The organism is Synechococcus sp. W55.2 (genome assembly GCF_047461635.1).
Lineage (GTDB): Bacteria > Cyanobacteriota > Cyanobacteriia > Thermostichales > Thermostichaceae > Thermostichus.
On the sequence record NZ_JANSHM010000009.1, the window covers coordinates 39841 to 58237 of the forward strand.

The following is an 18397-nucleotide window of genomic DNA, read 5'->3' on the forward strand; positions in this document are numbered from 1 at the left end:
GAGAGCCCTAGGGATCTCTTTACAACTTTAGCGCAAAGAAGCGTTACATCGCTAAACAGTTGAGCGCCCTTGACTCTGGGCTTAGCCCCAGCACTCCCAAAGGGTTATCCCGACTGCCTCAATATCCAGAGGGATCCCCTACATATCGGCGCCGCGCAGGTAAAGCACTAGGATGACCGCCGGGCCTGCCAAGACGATCAAGGCCAGCAGAGCCAACTGCACAAAAACTTCGTATTGTCCGAACATAATCCCAGATCCTGTGGCTTACGCTTTGTATCCTAAGGGGTGCCCTCCACCCCAGATGGGAGAGCTGTTACAATTCTTCAAGTCATGCGCTCTTCGCCAAGGGATCCCTAGCGCTCCTGCTGGGCTTGAAACACCACCGGATCCAGGTTGAACAGTTCCTGCAAGATCCGCATGGCTGCCCGCCGCGCCTCAATATCCCGTTTGGCCCGCAGTTGCACCATCGGGTCGTGCAAGATCTTGTTGACGATGCCGCGGGTCAAGGCGTCGATCACCTCCAGGTGCTTCTCGGCAAAGTCCTTGCCCAGGCGGGAGAGAGCTTTTTCCATCTCCTGCTCGCGGATGGACTCCACCTTGTGGCGCAGGCTGGAAATGGTGGGCACCGTCTCCAGAGAACGCCACCACTCCATGAATTGATCCACCTCTTCTTCCACCAGGGCTTCGGCAGCCAGAGCCAGCTTTTGCCGTTGGGCGCGGTTTTCTTCCACGACGCGGGAGAGGTGATCCACATTGAACACCTGTACCCCCTTCAGCTTTTCCACGTCGGGATCGATGTTGCGGGGCACAGAGATATCCACCAACAACAGCGGCTGATCTGGCTGCAGCACCCCTGCCAGTTGCTGGTAGGTGAGGATCGGCTGGGTGGCACCGGTGCTGGTGAAGACCAAGTTGGACTCGGCCACGCTGCTCAGCAGCGACTCCCAGGGCAACACCTGGATCGGCTGCTCGAATTGCTTGGCCAGGGCTTCGGCCCGCTCCAAGGAGCGGTTGACCACCGTGATATCGACTGCCCCTTTGGCCAACAGGTGCTGCACCAACAGACGGGCCATTCTCCCCGCCCCCACCACGGTAACTTTGCCCTGAGAGAGGGATCCCTGCTCTTGCAGAGCCAACTCCACCGCTGCCGAGCTGATGGACATGGCGCCGGTGCCGATCTCCGTTTCGGTACGGACGCGCTTGCCGGCGGTAATGGCTGCCTTAAAAAGGCGATTGAGGATGCGATCCATGCCGTTGCAGGCTTGGCCCAGTTGCTGGGCTTTTTTCACCTGCGAGAGGATCTGCCCTTCTCCCAGCACCAAGCTATCTAGCCCGGCAGCCACCCGCATCAGGTGGGTTACCGCATCCTGGTAAAGAAGGGTAAACAGGTGCGGACGCAGTTGGGGCAAGGGGATCCCTTTCAGCTCAGCCAAGAACTGCATCGTCTGCCGGACACCACTCTCCATTTCTGAGGTGACGATGTAGACCTCCAGCCGGTTACAGGTGCTGAGGATCGCAGCCTCCTCAATGTGGGGGTGGGCGCGAAGCTGCTGGATCGTCTCTCCCACCTCCGCCTCCGCGATGCTGAGGCGCTCCCGAATCTCCACAGGAGCTGTGCGATGGCTAAGACCGACAACCGCGATAAACATGCCTCTCCGTCGTCTGTACAGCAACAGCAAAAGTTATTAAAAACAAAAACTCTGAACAAAAGCAAATATTGTTTCAGAAAGAAGGCAAAAGCTGTAACCGATATGGGGGATCCCTTGAGTCGGTTCCAGCAAGCTTAGGTAACTTTTCTCAGCCTACCTAAACCCTAAGACCAGTATCGAACCGGTTTTGCCGGATTTTGCTGAAGAGTTATTACGTTTTTGCGGGTTGGGTCTTGATAGACTTCGTAACTTTCCCAAAAAGGCAAGGGCGACCTCCAGCAGGGGAAAGCCGCCCCGATCTGCGAGGATGTTAGATAGGGATCCCTTAGCGCAGCTGCAGTCCGCGGGGCTGCTGGCCATCTTTCATGTGGATGGTATCCACAAAGCGCACCGTGCGGGATTGGCTGGAAATCACCAAGGTCTCGGTGCGGGCCCCACCCCCAAAGAAACGTACCCCGCGCATCAAGTCACCATCGGTGATCCCGGTGGCAGCAAAGAGCACTTCCTTGCCACTGGCCAGCTCTTCACACTCCCACACCTTGTCGGGATCCTCGATGCCTTTTTCTTTGAGTTCCCGTCGCGTTTCCTCCACGGGTGGCAAGTAGGTGCCTGCCTGAACCACCTCGGGATCGTAGATCAGCCGACCTTGGAAGTGGGCGCCCAAGCACCGCAGAGCGGCTGCCGAGATCACCCCCTCAGGAGCAGCTCCGATCCCCATCAGGGCATGAATGCCGGTGCCATTGAAGCCTGCCGAGAGAGCCGCCGAGATGTCGCCATCGGTAATCAGCTTCACCCGCGCCCCCGCCTCTCGAATTTGGCGAATCAGATCGAGGTGGCGCTTGCGATCCATGACCACCACCGTCAGATCGGAGATCTCCCGATCCAGGCTTTCGGCGATGATCTTGAGATTTTTCTCTGGCGGATAGTCGATGTGCACCTTGCCCTTGGCCTGGGGCGGAGCCGCCAGCTTTTGCATGTAGATGTCCGGGGCGTGGAGAAGGCCACCTTTCTCGGAGATGGCCAGCACCGCCATAGAGCCGTTTTGGCCTTTGGCCACTAGGTTGGTGCCCTCGCAGGGATCCACAGCAATATCGATCTCCACTAGCTCTTCCACACGGCAGAACTGCTCAGCATCCGGGCGGGTACAGATGCCCACTTCTTCGCCGATGTAGAGCATGGGGGCCTCATCGCGGGTTCCTTCCCCGATGACGATGCGACCGCGCATAGGGATCTGGTTGAGTTTCTCCCGCATGGCCTCTACAGCCACCTGGTCGGCGGTCTTGTTGTCCCCTTTGCCCATCCAGCGGGCGGCGGCAATGGCAGCCTGCTCCACAACTTCGATGATCTCTAGCCCCAACTTGTTGTCCACGGTGTGCCCCCTTGCTGATCTCAGAATGGTGAAGGCCAACTTAAGGATATCTTCAGACTCTTCCCCTCAGTTTACCAGGGCAGGCTTCTCCTCGGGATCCCATTCTCTCAACCCCAATAAGCTGAGAGAACAAATCTCCCAAAGCCAGTCAGGAAGAGCGATCCCCGTCTTGGTGGCTCGCTATTGTCGCTTGGGGATCAGGGATGGTAGCCTATTTTAAGGGCAATAAGTTTTTCTTAACGCAATTAAAAAAACGCAATGAAAAGATACGCTTTCGTCAACCGTTCCGGACAGGTTCAGGTGATCCGAACGATCCCCGGCCACTGGGAGCGCACCCTCTTCCCCGGCCAGCAGGCGATTTTTGAGGCGGAGCCGGACGACTATCTGGAAGTCTACAGTTGCTGCTGCTCCACCGCCATCCTGGAAGAGCGCCGCCTCTGTCGCTATCTGGTGGATTCTTCCTCGCCTGAGGTTGACCTCTACCTGTGGTCATCTTCGCAACGGGGAACTCTGGCGGATGCGTTGAACGGTTGACACGCTCCACCGACTTGCTTCCACGCGGCAGCAGAAGGTGTCTTGGCAAGAGGACTCGGCTTGCCCAAGATAACTAGGTTGGGGATCGCTTCTCCTGAGGCCGATCCCCGAGTTTTTCAGAGGGCGGACGCGGCTCTGGAGAAGGGGCATCGGGGGGACGGGTCAGGCAACTGCCCCGCGCAGCGTCGCGAAAGGTATCGATGCGCTCCACACAATTTTGATGGCCGCAATAGGGGCAATACAGGCGATCCCCAGGTTGGGGCTCCACATCGGCCTGGCTCCACCACCGCCGACAGCGGTCACAACAAAAGTGATAGAGGAACTCCAGCGCCACTCTCATGGGATCCCTTGCAGAGCCGAACCGATCAGCATGGAAAAATGGGGATTATCCGGATCCCAGCAGTTGGGATCCCTCCCTAGCCCTCGGATTAAGACAAACTCATTATGAGTATGGTATGTTAGGTTTGGTTTACATTTGCACTTTACCGCAAGGAGCGTTGATTTATGTCTCAGGAAGGATGCCTGCGAGTGGGGCAGCCCGCTCCCGATTTTTCGGCCACCGCCGTCTATGACATGGAATTCAAGACGGTGAAGCTCTCCGACTACAGGGGTAAGAAGTATGTGGTGTTGTTTTTCTACCCCTTGGACTTCACCTTTGTCTGCCCAACGGAGATCACGGCCTTTAGCGACCGCTATGACGACTTTGCCAAGCTGGATACCGAGATCCTGGGCGTCTCGGTGGACAGCGAATACTCTCACTTGGCCTGGATCCAGACCGACCGCAAGGCTGGAGGGGTGGGTGAGCTGAGGTATCCTCTGGTCTCTGACCTGAAAAAGGAGATCAGCGCTGCCTACAATGTCCTGGATCCGGAGGCCGGTGTGGCGCTGCGCGGCCTGTTCATCATCGACAAAGAAGGGATCATCCAGCACGCCACCATTAACAACCTGGCCTTTGGCCGCAGTGTGGATGAAACCTTGCGCACCCTGCAAGCTATCCAATACGTGCAATCTCACCCCGATGAAGTTTGCCCGGCCAACTGGCAGCCCGGCCAGAAAACCATGCACCCCGACCCAGTGAAATCCAAGGAGTTCTTCGCGGCGATTGCCAAGTAGGTTGGCCCAGATCCTGCCTCAGGGATCCCGGGCTTTTTCGGGTATGGCTCCAGCCCCGGGTGGGCTGGGGCTTTTCTTCGCCAGGGGCAGCCCGACTCTTCCCAAAAGGGACAAGCAACAGCAGAGGGGCTGGGGGTGAGGGCCGTCGGCAACCGCTCCAAAACCAGGTGCCCGCGAACAAATAAAGATCCCCTGAATTGACCAGGGGATCCGACAAGACAAGGGCCGCTGGACTTAGTCCCAGGGTTTCCCGCCGGTGAACTTGTAGGTAATCGGCTCCTTGTTTTTGCCGATGTTGCGATCCACTTTGCCGACGGGCTCGCGGCCTTCGTTGACCTTCTCGGGAAAGACGCCGTCTTTGGGGTGCACCAACACAGGCTCTCCACCCGCCGGAATGCGGAAGATCTGGTAGTCGTTGATCTTGTAGTCGGATCTCAACTGGGCACCCAGCGCCAAACACTGCTCTTTGCGGGCAAAGGTGAGAAAGTTTTTGCCTTCCACCATCTCAGCAGCGCCGCCAGTGGGCATTTCAAACACCTGCCCCGGCTTGCCCGTCCAGGTAATGACGTATTTTTCTTCGGTTTCGGCTGCGCTCAACAGCCCTCCGGTGGATCCCCCAAATAGAGGCAGCTTTGCTCCCTGACGAGGATCGCCTTCCATCACAGCCATAGTCTACCTTTCTCAACTCGTTGTGGTTTGCGGTGGTTTGCCTTGTCCAAACCGCGGTTTGCGGCGCGAAGCACTTTGAATCTACCACTGACTCGATTTTTGGCCCCAGTTCCGCCTGGGATCTGTAATCTTTCGTAGCAGACTGGCTGGCCCTCAGACGGATCCCTGGGCGCCCTGTAGGCCACCATAGAACAAGCCGGAGACCCACAGCTTTCTGGAAAAGGAACAGCGCCCATGGCCCAGTGGTCCCTCCATCCCAGCTCGCAATCCAACGCTAGGGTCATTCTCATTCCCACCGCCTTTGGCCACGATACTCAGGCTCCGATGGCCATTCTCAATGCCGGTTCGGAGCTGTGTGCCTTCGAGCCGAGGTTGGGGATCGATGTGGATAAGCTGGCGGTGGCGCAGTTGCCGGGGCTGGTGGATGAGCCTCCCTACGGCATGTGTGAGGCGGCGGTGACTCAAGCTTGGAGACGACAACAATGGCCGGTGCTGTTGCCTTCGGTCTTGGCCGCCAGTTGGGGGGCCATTCGTGCCCTCTGGAAGCACTACCCAACTCTGAGTGTGGTGCATTGCAGCGCTCATGCCAACCTGATGCCGCCCCCAGAGATGACCCAGCCGGATCAAGATACAAGCTATGGCAGTGCTGCCTGGGTGGAGTTGCTCTATCAGCACAAGCTGCCGGTGATCCATGTGGGATTGCGCAGCGGCAGTGCGCGGGCCTACGCATGGCTGAAAGCCCACCACAGCCCAATATTCTGGGCCCAAGATGGCTGGGATCCCCAGCAGGTGGTGGCCTCTTTGCCGGATCAACCGGTGTTTTTGGTGGTGGACTGCAGTGTGCTGGATCCTTCCTTAGCGCCCGCCGTGCATCACCCAGAGCCAGGGGGGGTGAGTTGGTTGCAACTGTTGCAGACCTGTGAGGCCATCTTTGCTGCTCGTCCTGTGGTTGGCCTTTCGCTGGGAGGGGTGGCGGTGGGATCCGCAACACGGCAAACTGCTCGCGTGGTGGCCCGCCTGCTCAATTGGTTGCTGGCCTGCTATGCCCTTCACTCCCTGAAGGTGGCTGCTCAACCGCAACCTGTCCAGACGGTTTAAGCTGCTCAAAGATGAATGCCTGAATATCTGGGAATGGTTGCATGAACCTCTATCGCCGAGTGATCTTCCCGCAACTGTTGGATCTGGCCCTCTCGGGGGAACGGATAGAGCGCTATCGGCGGCAGCTTCTGGCCCATGTGCAGGGAGCTGTTCTGGAGATTGGTTTTGGCACCGGCCTCAACCTATCCTGCTACCCAGAGCACATTCGCAAGATCACAGGGGTAGACCCCAATCCCGGCATGGGATCCCTGGCTCGTCGGCGCATTGCCTCTTCTCCCATCGCCGTTGATTGGCAGGTGGCGGATGCCCAGGAACTGCCTTTTCCAAGCCAGAGTTTTGATAGCGTGGTTAGCACCTGGACATTGTGCAGCATTCCCAATGTGGCCAAGGCTTTAGGGGAAATCCGGCGGGTGTTGCGAGCGGGGGGCAAGCTGTTTTTTCTCGAACACGGCCTCAGTGAGGATCCCCAGGTGCAAAGATGGCAAAATTGTCTTAACCCTATACAAAAGGTAATCGCAGATGGCTGCAACCTAAACCGAGATATGGCTCGGTTGATCCGAGAAGCGGGGTTTCGGTTTGAGCAACTGGAGCGGTTTTATATGGCCGACCAGCCGAGATTCATTGGCTACACCTATCAAGGCATAGCACTCCCTGACCCGGAAGGAAGCTGCGGATCCCAGGGGGCTTGAGCAGCCACCAATTTTCCAACAGCTCTCTACCTGTTCGCCTTTCTAATCACACAGTCTAATCACACAGTTGCAGACGGGATTGCGGCTGCCGCATGGCCGGGTCGATCTCGTAGGTCAGCTCAAAGTTGATCACCCGCCAGCGCTGAGGGGATCCACCCACACCCTCTGGGATTTGGGAGCTGAAGCTGACGGGCAAACCATAGAGGCGAGGTGGGCCGGGGCGACGGTGGGATCCCTGCTCCAGATAGGGAGTGAGCAACTGGCGGTAGCGTTCGGCCACAATCACCTGAGTGGCTCGCATCCCTTGCATGCGCAGCCGATCCAACTCTTCATGAATCTCAAAACGGATCCCATCGGCGTGGGTGTGCTGACGAAACCAGCGACCTTCCCAAAAGCGCCAGCGCCGTCCGGATTGCAGGTGTACCAGCTCCTCTTGTTCGGCATCCGCCTCAAACGCACCGTGGCGAGGGCAGAGGTAGGTATCGGTCAGGGTGAGGGCCGCAATCGTTTGCCGACAGTGGGGGCACTGAATGCTGGGGCCGAAGATCGGGTAGGAAAAGGCAACAGTCATAGGAAACCCCACAAAACGCGGCTGGATATCTGGGCAAATCCGCAGTTGTCCACATTATAGATGTTGCCTTTTGGGGATCCCCATGACAAAACCGGGGGAGATCTTCTAAAGTAGTAACGAGGGGAATGCACCAAGAGTCTGCATCGACTCTGGGCAAGCCCTGAGCAATCTCCACGATGACAACGGGGAGTGGGTAAAGCCCACTTCTTTGCTTTTTGAGGGGGCTTACTGTCCCCTTTGCCGGCTCCGGCTCCAAGGGGTTTGGATCTGGCTGCAGCACCGGGTTGGTGACGAGTAGGTTATGGTTCACCCTCTTATTCCGCAGTTGGAGAGCTTGGCCCGTCCCGTGGCCGCTCAACTGGGATACCAGTTGGTGCAGATGGTTTTCCACACCAACCAGCATCCGCCAGTTCTGCGGGTGGATATTCGTCCACTGGATCCCGACCGAGAAACCAGCCATGCCGATTGCGAAGCCATGAGCCAAGCCTTAGAAGTCGAGCTGGATCGGGTGGATCTGATCCCAGGCCAGTATGTGTTGGAGGTGTCCAGCCCTGGCATCAGCAACCTTCTCACCAGCGATCGCGACTTTGTGGTTTTCAAAGGGTTTGCGGTGGAGGTGACCTTGGATCCGCCCTACAAGGGCAAAGCCGTCTGGTCAGGACACCTGCTGGGTCGGGATGAGGAGAGGGTTGCCTTATCCCTCAAGGGGCGGCGAGTCCAGTTGCCCCGCGCTTCGGTGCAGCGGGTTGCCCTCTCATCGGAAACTGACTAGGAGACCGGAGATAGAGAGAGCGTTTGACCGCAGATCGTGTCGTGCGGCCCTCCCTTCGCATCAGAGATGCGGGTTCAGTTCCCGCTGTGGAGCAATAGCAACAGCAAGTTTCACGAAGTTTGTGCAGGAGGACAGTGGTTATGGCGATGGTGCCTCTGCCGGGTTTGGCGGAAATGGTGGAGATGATCTCGCGGGAGCGCAACTTGCCCCGCCATGTGGTCACCGATGCCCTGCGAGAGGCGCTGCTCAAGGGCTACGAACGCTACCGCAAAACCATCCAGCGAGATGTGGTCTTTGCAGAAGACCACTTCCGCAATTTCGATGTGGAGTTGGATGTGGAGGCAGGAGGCTTTCGCGTTTTGGCCACCAAAGCCATCGTTGAGCAGGTACAGGATCCGGATCACGAGATCTCTCTGTACGACGTGCAGCAGGATTACCCAGAAGCCGAAGTAGGCTGGGAAGTCACAGATGATGTCACCCCACAACAGGCGGAATTTGGCCGCATGGCGGCCATCCAAACCAAGCAGGTGCTGGCGCAAAAGTTACGGGATCAGCAGCGCCGTCTGATTCAGGAAGAGTTCCGCGATCTGGAAAAAACCGTACTGCAGGCACGGGTGCTGCGCACCGAGCGGCAGACGGTGATCATGTCGGTATCCAGCGGTTTCGGACAACCTGAGGTGGAAGCAGAACTGCCCAAGAAGGAACAGCTGGCCAGCGATCGCTACACTCCCAACGCGGTGATGAAGGTCTATCTCAAGAAAGTCTATGAGGGATCCCGGCGGGGGCCACAGCTTTTGGTTTCCCGGGCCGATGCTGGCTTGGTGGTGAACCTGTTTGCCAACGAGGTGCCAGAAATTGAAGAGGATATCGTGCGGATTGTGGCAGTGGCGCGGGAGGCCAACCCCCCTTCCCGAAATGTGGGGCCACGTACCAAGATTGCGGTCGATACGGTGGAGCGGGACGTGGATCCAGTGGGGGCCTGTATTGGCGCGAGGGGATCCCGGATTCAGGCGGTGGTAGCAGAGCTGCGCAACGAGAAAATCGATGTCATCCGCTGGTCGCCGGATCCTGCCACCTACATTGCCAACGCCCTCAGCCCGGCCAAGGTGGTGGAGGTGCGGCTGGTGGATCCGGAAATCCAGCAAGCTCATGTGTTGGTCAACAGCGACCAGCTCAGTTTGGCCATTGGCAAAGAGGGGCAAAATGTGCGCCTGGCAGCCCGCCTCACCGGTTGGAAAATCGACATCAAGGAAGTGGAGAGCTACCGCGCAGCGCTGGAGGAGGCCCAAGCGCAAGGGTTGCCCTATCCCTTCATCACTCCAGCGGCACTGGAGCGCTTCCGGCGGCGGGCCGAACGGGCTGCTCTGGGCCTAGAGGATGAGGAATACGAAGAAAAGCGCCGCTTGGAGGAAGAGGAGCTGGCGGGGGACGATAGGCTGGAGGAAGACTGGGCTGACGAAGAGGAGGACTTCGACTACGACGCCGAGTTCGACATTGCCCAGCCAAAAGGGTAACCCTCTATTCTCACTCTGCCCGTAGAGAGTGGCTTCTATTGGAGGTCTGGGCCTTGGGATGAGTCTTGCTGCATGGGGTCACGGTTTCTATCCTGAAGCAATGTATTGAGCAGCAGAGTTCTCATGGTTTGGGCGCTTCGAGGCAGCATTCGCGAAGTGCGCTGCAGGCATATCTCCTTATTGAGTTCTCCTCGCGGGGTTTCCCACCAATTGGCTAAGCTGGAGAGGCAGGTACATCAAAACTCCTCTAAGCCAGAACCCAAACCTCAATCCAACACAGCGGGATCCCTTGGCTAGTTCAGAGTTTGCCCTGGAGCAGTTGCTCTTTGCCCCGGCCACGCCCGACCCCGACGCAGTGCGGGTAATCTACGCCTTCCCCAACACCTACGCAGTGGGGATCACCAGCCTGGGCTATCAAGTCATCTGGAGTCTGCTGGCCAGCCGCCGAGATGTGGCCGTCTCCCGCCTCTTTACGGATCTGGCTGAACCCCTGCCCCGGGAGCCGGAGCTGTTCGGCTTTTCCTTGTCCTGGGAGCTGGACTATGTTCATATCCTGGCTCTGCTGGAACGGCACGGGATCCCTCCCAGATCTGAGGAGCGGGAAGAAGACCACCCCCTGGTCTTTGGCGGCGGCCCGGTACTGACAGCCAACCCTGAGCCCTTTGCCGAGTTTTTTGACCTGATCTTGTTGGGGGATGGGGAAGGTCTTCTGGAGAAGATGATCGAGGTCTATCGGGAGGTGCGCCAGGGATCCCGGGCTGAGAAATTGCAGGCACTAGCGCAGGTGCCAGGGATCTATGTGCCCGGCTTGTATGAACCCCAATACCGGGAGCCCGACGGCCCGGTGGAGAAGGTGCTCCCCAAAGTGGCCGGGATCCCTAGCTCCATCCGCAAACACACCTTCCGCGGCAACACCCTCTCGGTTTCCACAGTAGTCACCCCCAAAGCGGCCTGGGAGAGCATCTACATGGTGGAGGTGGTGCGCAGCTGCCCGGAGATGTGTCGGTTTTGCCTGGCCAGCTATCTCACCCTGCCCTTCCGGGTGGCGGATGTGGAGGGGCATTTGATCCCGGCGGTAGAGCGGGGGCTGCAGGTCACTCAGCGGATTGGGTTGCTGGGGGCTTCTGTAACCCAGCACCCCCAATTTGAGCAGTTGCTGGAGCACTTGGCCCAGGATCGCTTCGAGCAGGTGCGTCTCAGTTTGGCCTCGGTGCGCACCGCTACCGTAACCCCACGTCTGGCGCAGGTACTCTCCCGCCGGGGCAGCCAGTCCATTACGGTGGCCATCGAAAGTGGCTCAGAACAACTGCGCCAGATCATCAACAAGAAGTTAAGCAACCCGGAAATCTTGGCAGCAGCAGCCCACGCCCAGGCTGGAGGTCTGAAGGGCATTAAGTTCTACGGCATGGTAGGGATCCCGGCGGAAACCCAGGCAGATCTGGAGGCCACAGTGGATCTTTTCCAAGAGCTCAAAAAAGCGGCTCCCGGCCTGCGCCTAACGCTGGGGTGCAGCACCTTTGTGCCCAAAGCCCACACCCCTTTTCAGTGGTACGGAGTGGATCCCCAAGCCGAGAAAAAACTGCAGTTTTTCCAGAAACACCTGCGTCCCTTGGGGGTGGAGTTGCGCCCGGAAAGCTATAGCTGGTCGGTGATCCAAGCCCTCATCTCGCGAGGGGATCGGCGGGTGGGAAAAGTCTTGCAGTTGGCGCGGGACTTTGGGGAATCCTTGGGGAGCTACCGGCGGGCTTTCAAAGAGCTTAAAGGGCAACTGCCGCCCCTAGACTACTACGTGCACAGCCACTGGGATCCAGGGGATCCCTTGCCTTGGCAACACATCGAAGGGCCCCTCACCCTGGAGCGACTGTTGCAACATCGCCAGGAAGCTCTTTCTGTTCGCATCCCTTAGAGATGTCTATTGGGGTTGTTTGCAGGCCGCAATGCTGCTGGCAATGACCGCCTCGGTTTCGGCCAAACCTTTCCAGCCCAAGATCTGGGTTTCTTTCTTTTCCAAGCGCTTGTAGGTGGCGAAAAACTCCGCAATCTCATCCAGGCGGTGCTGGGCGATGTCTTCCAGCTTGGTCACCGAAGCATAGCGGGGATCCTTGGCAGGCACACACAGCAGCTTCTCATCCGGATCCCCGCCGTCGATCATCTGCAACATGCCCAAGGGTCGCACCGTGACCACACACCCTGGGAAAGTGGGCTGATCCATGATCACCAAGCCATCCAAGGGATCCCCATCCCCGGCCAGCGTATTGGGCACAAAGCCGTAGTCGTAAGGGTACTGCACCGAGGAATAGAGCACCCGATCCAGCGCCATCGCTGCCATGTCTTTGTCGAACTCATACTTGTTTTTGCTGCCGCCGGGAATCTCAATCAAGATGTTGAGCAGGCCGGGCTTGGGTTGGGCAGGGATCCGCGACAGGTCGATCACAGCAAGCACCCTCGGATTGGGAATAGACAGCCAGAGGGTATTCTGACATACTCCTTGCCCCAAAGGACAGAGACTCTTGACACTTGCCGGGAACAGGCGGGACGAAACCCTTGGCCGCCTTCACATTGCTTCACATTATTTTCTCCACGTCTGGCTTAGCGTCGCATCTTCCTCGACGAGATGGGAGACTGGGTTTTCTCTCCCCCTTTCCCTCAGCAGGCCCAGAGCCGCCTGGAAGGATAGGGTTCCGGATCCGGCTTCCTTGATTGGCTCAGACATACTCCCCGGGCAAGATTCGAACTTGCGACCAATCGGTTAACAGCCGACCGCTCTACCGCTGAGCTACCGAGGATCAAGCGTTTCTCATCATAGGGGAAAAAAGGACTGCTAGGCAACTGCCGATGAGGGGTTCTGGTTTGGCCTTGGGATCCCTAGTTCAGTGGAGCGGGCTTGATTTTGCTCAATTGCTCGCCTTTCTCAGGTCTATCTGACGGATCCAGGGGACAAACCCTGAAAACGCCCTCGTCAACCGAACGGAAGCCATTACAATGGTTACGGACATTTGCCAGCGCCCCTCATGGACTTCGGAGTCGGATTTCTCTCCAACAACGTCATGCTGCCGATCCTGGATTTTTTCTACGGGATCGTGCCCAGCTATGGACTGGCCATTATCTTCCTGACGTTGGTGATCCGCTTTGCCCTCTACCCGCTCAATGTGGGATCCATCCGCAACATGCGGCGCATGAAGGTGATCAGCCCGGTGATGCAGCGGCGGATGCGAGAACTCCAGGAGAAATACCGAGACGACCCGCAGAAGCTTCGGGAAGCCCAGGCCAAGCTTTATACCGAGCTGGGGGCCAATCCTTTGGGGGGCTGCCTGCCACTGCTCATTCAAATGCCGGTGCTGTTTGCCCTGTTTGCCACCCTGCGGGGCTCCCCCTTTGCAGCGGTGACCTACGATGTCAACTTGCAGATCCTGCCGGCGGAAATGGCGGCTGAGGTGGTGCCCGCCCCCTACGTCAGCCCCAGTAAGAACATTTTTGTCACCGACTCTCTCCACAGGCCAGTGGTGCTGGTGGAGCCCAAAGGCACCAAGATTGCCGTCGGGGAAGAGGTGCAATTTTTGCTTCAAGGGCCGGGGGGCAAACCTTTTGAGCAGTTGGTGGCCGAAGCGGGCGGGGATCCCAGTCTGTTACAGCCCACCTGGAAGATCACCAAAGGGGAAGATCGTGCCCAGATCAAGCCGGATGGCACCTTGCTGGCTCTGCAGCCGGGGGATGTGACCGTGCAGGTGTCCATTCCCGGTTTGGCCTCTGACACCGGCTTTCTGTTCATCGACAAGTTGGGCCGTGTGGGGGCCTTCGACGAGGATGGCACCATCCACTGGGATATCATCGCCATGATCGTCATCTTTGGGGTGTCCATTTACCTGAACCAGTACCTAACCAATGCCGGACAGGATACCGGCAAAGAGGATCCCAGCCAGAGTTCCATGGCTCGGATCACCCCTGTGCTGTTCTCGGCGATGTTCCTGTTCTTCCCTCTGCCGGCAGGGGTTTTGCTCTACATCCTTGTCTCTAATATCTTCCAAACGGTGCAGACTTTCCTGCTCTCGCGGGAGCCGTTGCCGGAGAACTTACAGCAGTTGGTGGAAGAGGAGCGCCGTCGGGCTGCCCAGGCGATCACGGTGGAGGCCAAGGAAGTGGAAAAATCGACCAAGCCCAGAGCAGCCAAGGAGGGACGGGAATCCTTGCCCTTTGAGCCCTAGGGGATCCTCGCTGTTGGGGTGGACTTGTGGTTGAGTGTTGATACCTCTTCAAAGTTGGAAGCTGCCCAGGATGAGCCGCCCTAAGTCTTCTACGGGATCTGCTGCTAAGAAATCCGAGGGAACCGTTGCCCCTTCCTCAAACAAGCCCACCTTTGCGGCCAATCAAGAGCGAGCCAGGCAGTGGTTACAGCAGGTGCTGGTGGCCATGGGGATCCCGGCGGTGGTGCGGGTGGTGGGGGAGGTGCTGGAAATCGAGGCGTCTTCTTTGACCCCAGCTCAGAAGCAACTGCTGTTGGCAAGAGCCCCTGCCTTGACCTCTCTATCTCCCAGAGATTCCGCTCAAGAGGAGGATCGCTCCCCCGTGGTGCTGGATGCGTTGCAGTACCTGGCCAACACCCTTCTCAACCTGAACCAGCCGGAAGACCAGCAGCAGCCCTACATTTTGGATTTGGACGGCTATCGGCAGCGGCGTTTGCAGGAGCTGAAGGTTTTGGTTGCCGCTGCTGTGGAAAAGGTGAGGGCCACTGGCCGGGAATACGAGTTTCCCGATCTCTCGGCTGCCGAGCGTCGGCAAATTCATACTCTCTTGAATGACCCTGCCTATGCCGATCTGGAAACTTTCAGCCGTGGCAAAGAGCCTGACCGGCGCTTGGTTATCCGTCGGGCAGCTTCCCCATCTTGAGAGTGGGCAGAGGGCTGGGAACAAGTTGGCCCTCTTGCTACGGTGACGACAGGGATCCCTGCTACCCAAAACGCGTGAAGGGGGGTGCCATGCTGAGGCCAATTCGTCTATCGGATCTGCGGCAGATGCCCGGTCAAACCCAAGAATTGCAGTTTAGGCAGTTTTTTTCGGGCTTTGAGAGTTTGACCCCTGTGGAGGGATCCCTGGAAGTCAGCCATCGGGGCCATTTTCTCGAAGTGAGTGCTGAAGCTCGTACCATTGTCACCCTCACCTGCCACCGCTGCCTACAGCAGTTCAACCACCGGCTGCACCTGGAAGTTGAGGAGATCATTTTGATTCGGGATCCCGAACCTCTCCCCTTGGAGCTGGAATTGCAAGACGAAGAAGATCTGCTGGAGAGCCTGCCCCCCAATGGTGAGCTGGATGTCGAAGACTGGATGTACCAGCACCTGCATTTGGAGATGCCCCGCCAGTTGCCCTGCCGTCCCGATTGTCCGGGCATTGCGGTGGAAGCTACAGCACCAACGGCGGATCCCCGCTGGGCAGCCCTAGCTTCTCTCCTGGAAGACTCTCCCTAGCTTTTTTGATGTTGCGCCCACAAGTTCTCTGGCGTTTTGCTCGACCCCACACCGTCTACGGCACCAGCGCCAGCGTGGTGGGCCTCTACCTGTTGGCGGGGTTTGTGGCTGCCGGATCCCTGCAACCGGTTCTCTCGGCGCTGCCCCAGTTGGTCTGGGCTTGGGCGGCCTGTCTGGCGGCCAATGTCTACATCGTCGGCTTGAATCAACTGACGGATATTGAAATCGACCGCATCAACAAGCCCCATTTGCCCTTAGCTGCTGGATCCCTGAGTTGGCGACAGGGGGTGGGGATCGTCGTGGGTTGTGGAGCGGCGTCCGTCCTGCTGGCCATGGCTGGGATCCCCTATCTGCTGCTGACGGTGCTTTTGAGCAATGGGATCGGCACGGCCTATTCGTTGCCCCCCTTGCGGTTGAAGCGTTTTCCGCTGGCAGCCTCGGCTTGCATCTACAGCGTGCGGGGTTTGATCGTCAATTTGGGCCTTTACAGCCATTTTCAGCAGGTGATGCAGGGAAGGGTCGAGCTTTCGGCTGCGATTGTTTGGCTGACGGGGTTTATGTCGATTTTTGGGCTGGTGATCGCCCTTTTCAAAGATATTCCCGACATGGAGGGGGATCGCCAGTTTGCCATTGCCACTTTCTCGCTGCGCTTTGGGCCAGGGCGGATCTCAAGGTTTTGCATTAGCATTTTGGCCTTGTGCTATCTGGGATTTATCGGGGTGGGGATCTCTTTTCTCCTTGCGGGCAACGGCCTCTGGCTGTTGGTGAGCCATGTGTTGGGGCTGGGGATCCTCTTGGGCTATGGTGTTCATCTGGATCTCAACCGCCGAGATGCGATCGTTGGCTATTATCAACTGATCTGGAAGTTGTTTTACTTGGAGTATTTGCTTTACCCTTGGGCCTTTTTCTCTTTTTTCTAGAGCATTTTCCTGGAGGTAACGGTCTCCCCAAACTCAGACAGGAAAAAATCTAGAGATACCGCGTCATTTGCACTCGAAAGCGGCCTTTTTTCGTTTCGGCTACCTCTTCAATTTGCAGCCGACCCCGACCTCGAATGGCAATCCAATCCTGAGGGCCAACGGTGTAGCTGGCTTGGGTAATGGGCTTCCAATTGACCCGCACTTCCCCCCGTTGGATTTCTTCCACCATCTTGCTGCGGGAGATGCCAAACCCAGCTGAGGCTACCGCATCCAGGCGCAAAGAGGCTTCCACGCTGGTGATGGATTTGACGCGGGGGGGTTGAATGTTCAACTGGCTCAGGAGGATCCGGCTCACTTTGACAGGCACTGTGCGCACCTGAGTCAGGTTTAGGGTGAGGTAATCCACCATTTCGGGCACAACGATGGCCTGGGCGCCTGAGTCCCCCAACAGGAGGATGTCTCCCACTTTCTCGCGGGCGATGCCGGACGCCAACAGGGCTCCCAAAAAATCGCGGTGGGTGGCCGGGTCGAAGAGAAAGTTGCCTTGAATCTGAATGGCGGCCAATGGGATCCCTTCTTGGTCGGGCTTGGGATCCCGGACATCTAGGCCCACCTCAGGGCGGGCCAGGGCTATGCGTTGGCGTTCTGCTTGGGGGTACCCTCCCCAGGCCTCCACTTGTAGTTCGGTCAAGTTGCGCAGCCGAGCTTGCACCTCCGCTATTTCGGGTGGGGAAAGGAAGTCGCTCCAGACCACTTGCCAGGTCTTGAGGGCTTGCTCTCCCAAATCCAAGACCCGTGCCAAGGTTTCTCGATGCTCTGCCCCTTGCAACAAATCGGCTCTGGGTAGCATTTTGAGGCACTTCGACCTTTGTAGTTCAGTCCCGTTTTTCCCATGCTAAGCTAGATAGCCGGAATCGCGGCGGGCGTAGCCAAGCGGTTAAGGCAGAGGATTGTGGATCCTCCATTCGTGGGTTCGAGTCCCATCGTCCGCCCTTGAGGGAAATCGCGAAAATCCAGTCAGGGCAAGGGCTGCAGAGGCCAGTCCATCTATCTAGACCCTGACAAACGAAAACAGACAACACCCTATCTGGACGCAAAAATCGTGAAGGGAGTCGTCAAGGCAATCTGCAGCCCCTGGCTCTCCCCCTCAAAACAAGCTCGGTTAGGGTCGTTTCAGGTTAGGGTGAGCTTCTGGCCCCCTGCATTATTGCTCCGCAACGCCGACGCGAGCAACGTTTTGGGTGTGGGCACAGTATCCTAGTTTGAATCGAAATGACCATGACGCTCTGCTTGCGGATGGACTCACCAAATTTTCGGGCTGGAGGCCCGCACCATAGCCGCAGGCTTGGTGTCGGGAGGAAAGCCCTCCTCCTTATAGGTTTGCTGGTCAAAAGTCTGGATGAACTACAATAAGCCCATGAGCCAGACTATATCGGTACGTTGCAAGCTGATAGTTCCACAAGAGTTGCGTCAAGAGATTGACCGCACTCTACAGGGATTTGCTGACGCTTGCAACCAGATTCTCGACACCGCCAAACAAAAGAACTGCTGGAACACCGCCAAGCTGCACCACTTGGTCTATCGACTGGTAAGAGCAGCAACAGGGCTGAAGGCCAACCACGTCTGTCAGGCGCTCCGTCGGGTGATTAGCAATGCCAAGGCGGTGAAGCAAGTCCACAAGTTCCGCTCCACCAGTCTGACTTTGGACGCTCGTACTTTTAAATACCGAGAGTCCGACCAATCTGTGGGCGTGACACTGATGAGCGGACGGGTTTGGCTCAAGCTCAAGATCGGTGGCTACCAGATAGCGCTTCTGCGAGCCCAGAAGCCGACAAGCGCAACCTTGTCCAAGACCAAGCAAGGGGACTACTACATCAACATTGCTGTTGAGGTGGACACTCCCCCGACTGGCAGAACTCCAAAGGTAATCGGAGTTGACTTGGGCAGGCGGGATATCGCCACCGCTAGCAACGGACGCTCTTGGAGTGGAGAGCACATCCAGGCCGTCCGTGACCGGTTCAGCCGTGTACGCGCCAA

The 18397-nt window shown here is 57.7% G+C and carries 19 protein-coding genes, 2 tRNA genes and 1 pseudogene; 13 read left to right on the forward strand and 9 right to left on the reverse strand.

Annotated elements, in window-relative coordinates:
* Positions 1-138: 138 nt before the first annotated feature.
* From psb30 to glpX, 3 genes are all read right to left on the reverse strand, one after another.
* Positions 139-246 carry a photosystem II reaction center protein Ycf12/Psb30 gene (gene psb30, locus NW828_RS03595; protein ID WP_099812430.1) on the reverse strand — a complete coding sequence of 36 codons (108 nt, stop codon included), beginning with the start codon at positions 244-246 and terminating at the stop codon, positions 139-141.
* A gap of 107 nt (positions 247-353) precedes the next feature.
* A complete protein-coding gene (locus NW828_RS03600; RefSeq protein ID WP_414381579.1) occupies positions 354-1649 on the reverse strand; it encodes a glutamyl-tRNA reductase in 1296 nt (431 codons plus the stop codon).
* A gap of 325 nt (positions 1650-1974) precedes the next feature.
* A complete protein-coding gene (gene glpX, locus NW828_RS03605; protein WP_011433831.1) occupies positions 1975-3018 on the reverse strand; it encodes a class II fructose-bisphosphatase in 1044 nt (347 codons plus the stop codon).
* A 258-nt stretch (positions 3019-3276) separates the two neighbouring features.
* Here glpX and NW828_RS03610 point away from each other — a divergent pair, with 258 nt between their 5' ends.
* Entirely contained in the window at positions 3277-3552 is a 276-nt protein-coding gene (locus NW828_RS03610; protein WP_011433830.1) for a DUF1830 domain-containing protein, read from the forward strand.
* Between the two features lie 73 nt (positions 3553-3625).
* Here the strand turns inward: NW828_RS03610 and NW828_RS03615 are convergent, their stop codons facing one another.
* Positions 3626-3892 (reverse strand): hypothetical protein, encoded by a 267-nt coding sequence (locus NW828_RS03615; RefSeq protein ID WP_414357470.1) that lies wholly within the window; start codon positions 3890-3892, stop codon positions 3626-3628.
* A gap of 164 nt (positions 3893-4056) precedes the next feature.
* On the opposite strand from NW828_RS03615, the gene NW828_RS03620 reads away from it, so the two are divergent.
* Positions 4057-4665, forward strand: a complete 609-nt coding sequence (locus NW828_RS03620) for a peroxiredoxin (protein WP_011433828.1) — start codon at positions 4057-4059, stop codon at positions 4663-4665.
* A 234-nt stretch (positions 4666-4899) separates the two neighbouring features.
* Here NW828_RS03620 and NW828_RS03625 read toward each other — a convergent pair whose 3' ends face one another.
* Complete coding sequence (locus tag NW828_RS03625) at positions 4900-5334, reverse strand: photosystem I reaction center subunit II PsaD (protein ID WP_369791755.1); 435 nt, start codon at positions 5332-5334, stop codon at positions 4900-4902.
* Between the two features lie 234 nt (positions 5335-5568).
* On the opposite strand from NW828_RS03625, the gene NW828_RS03630 reads away from it, so the two are divergent.
* Complete coding sequence (locus NW828_RS03630; RefSeq protein ID WP_414381581.1) at positions 5569-6432, forward strand: arginase family protein; 864 nt, start codon at positions 5569-5571, stop codon at positions 6430-6432.
* 41 nt (positions 6433-6473) lie between these two features.
* A complete protein-coding gene (locus NW828_RS03635; RefSeq protein ID WP_414381583.1) occupies positions 6474-7121 on the forward strand; it encodes a class I SAM-dependent methyltransferase in 648 nt (215 codons plus the stop codon).
* 55 nt (positions 7122-7176) lie between these two features.
* Here the strand turns inward: NW828_RS03635 and NW828_RS03640 are convergent, their stop codons facing one another.
* A complete protein-coding gene (locus NW828_RS03640; protein ID WP_414350548.1) occupies positions 7177-7692 on the reverse strand; it encodes a TIGR02652 family protein in 516 nt (171 codons plus the stop codon).
* A 301-nt stretch (positions 7693-7993) separates the two neighbouring features.
* Between NW828_RS03640 and rimP the strand changes: the two genes are divergently transcribed.
* The 3 genes from rimP (at position 7994) to NW828_RS03655 (ending at position 11884) form a co-directional block, all read left to right on the forward strand.
* The gene (rimP, locus tag NW828_RS03645) at positions 7994-8464 is read left to right on the forward strand and encodes a ribosome maturation factor RimP (protein WP_414381586.1); all 471 of its coding nucleotides are present in this window, start codon (positions 7994-7996) and stop codon (positions 8462-8464) included.
* 140 nt (positions 8465-8604) lie between these two features.
* Positions 8605-9978 carry a transcription termination factor NusA gene (gene nusA, locus NW828_RS03650; protein WP_414381589.1) on the forward strand — a complete coding sequence of 458 codons (1374 nt, stop codon included), beginning with the start codon at positions 8605-8607 and terminating at the stop codon, positions 9976-9978.
* Positions 9979-10267: 289 nt separating this feature from the next.
* Positions 10268-11884 (forward strand): B12-binding domain-containing radical SAM protein, encoded by a 1617-nt coding sequence (locus NW828_RS03655; protein WP_414381592.1) that lies wholly within the window; start codon positions 10268-10270, stop codon positions 11882-11884.
* Between the two features lie 6 nt (positions 11885-11890).
* On the opposite strand, the gene NW828_RS03660 is transcribed toward NW828_RS03655, so the two are convergent.
* Both NW828_RS03660 and NW828_RS03665 read right to left on the reverse strand, forming a co-directional pair.
* The gene (locus NW828_RS03660) at positions 11891-12409 is read right to left on the reverse strand and encodes an inorganic diphosphatase (RefSeq protein WP_414342957.1); all 519 of its coding nucleotides are present in this window, start codon (positions 12407-12409) and stop codon (positions 11891-11893) included.
* A 283-nt stretch (positions 12410-12692) separates the two neighbouring features.
* Positions 12693-12764 (reverse strand) — tRNA-Asn (locus tag NW828_RS03665).
* Positions 12765-12989: 225 nt separating this feature from the next.
* Here NW828_RS03665 and yidC point away from each other — a divergent pair.
* The 4 genes from yidC (at position 12990) to NW828_RS03685 (ending at position 16360) form a co-directional block, all read left to right on the forward strand.
* Positions 12990-14180: a membrane protein insertase YidC gene (gene yidC, locus NW828_RS03670; RefSeq protein ID WP_414381594.1), complete on the forward strand. Its 1191-nt coding sequence runs from the start codon at positions 12990-12992 to the stop codon at positions 14178-14180.
* A 70-nt stretch (positions 14181-14250) separates the two neighbouring features.
* Positions 14251-14862: a protein jag gene (locus NW828_RS03675; RefSeq protein WP_414381597.1), complete on the forward strand. Its 612-nt coding sequence runs from the start codon at positions 14251-14253 to the stop codon at positions 14860-14862.
* Positions 14863-14951: 89 nt separating this feature from the next.
* Entirely contained in the window at positions 14952-15440 is a 489-nt protein-coding gene (locus tag NW828_RS03680; RefSeq protein ID WP_414381600.1) for a YceD family protein, read from the forward strand.
* Between the two features lie 8 nt (positions 15441-15448).
* On the forward strand, positions 15449-16360 hold the full coding sequence (locus tag NW828_RS03685) for a homogentisate phytyltransferase (protein WP_414381603.1): 912 nt from the start codon (positions 15449-15451) through the stop codon (positions 16358-16360).
* A gap of 49 nt (positions 16361-16409) precedes the next feature.
* On the opposite strand, the gene NW828_RS03690 is transcribed toward NW828_RS03685, so the two are convergent.
* A complete protein-coding gene (locus NW828_RS03690) occupies positions 16410-17210 on the reverse strand; it encodes a photosystem II S4 domain protein (protein WP_414381606.1) in 801 nt (266 codons plus the stop codon).
* A gap of 69 nt (positions 17211-17279) precedes the next feature.
* Here NW828_RS03690 and NW828_RS03695 point away from each other — a divergent pair.
* Positions 17280-17352: transfer RNA gene (locus NW828_RS03695), tRNA-His, on the forward strand.
* Between the two features lie 473 nt (positions 17353-17825).
* Positions 17826-18397: pseudogene (locus NW828_RS03700) on the forward strand (RNA-guided endonuclease TnpB family protein); the annotation flags it as partial.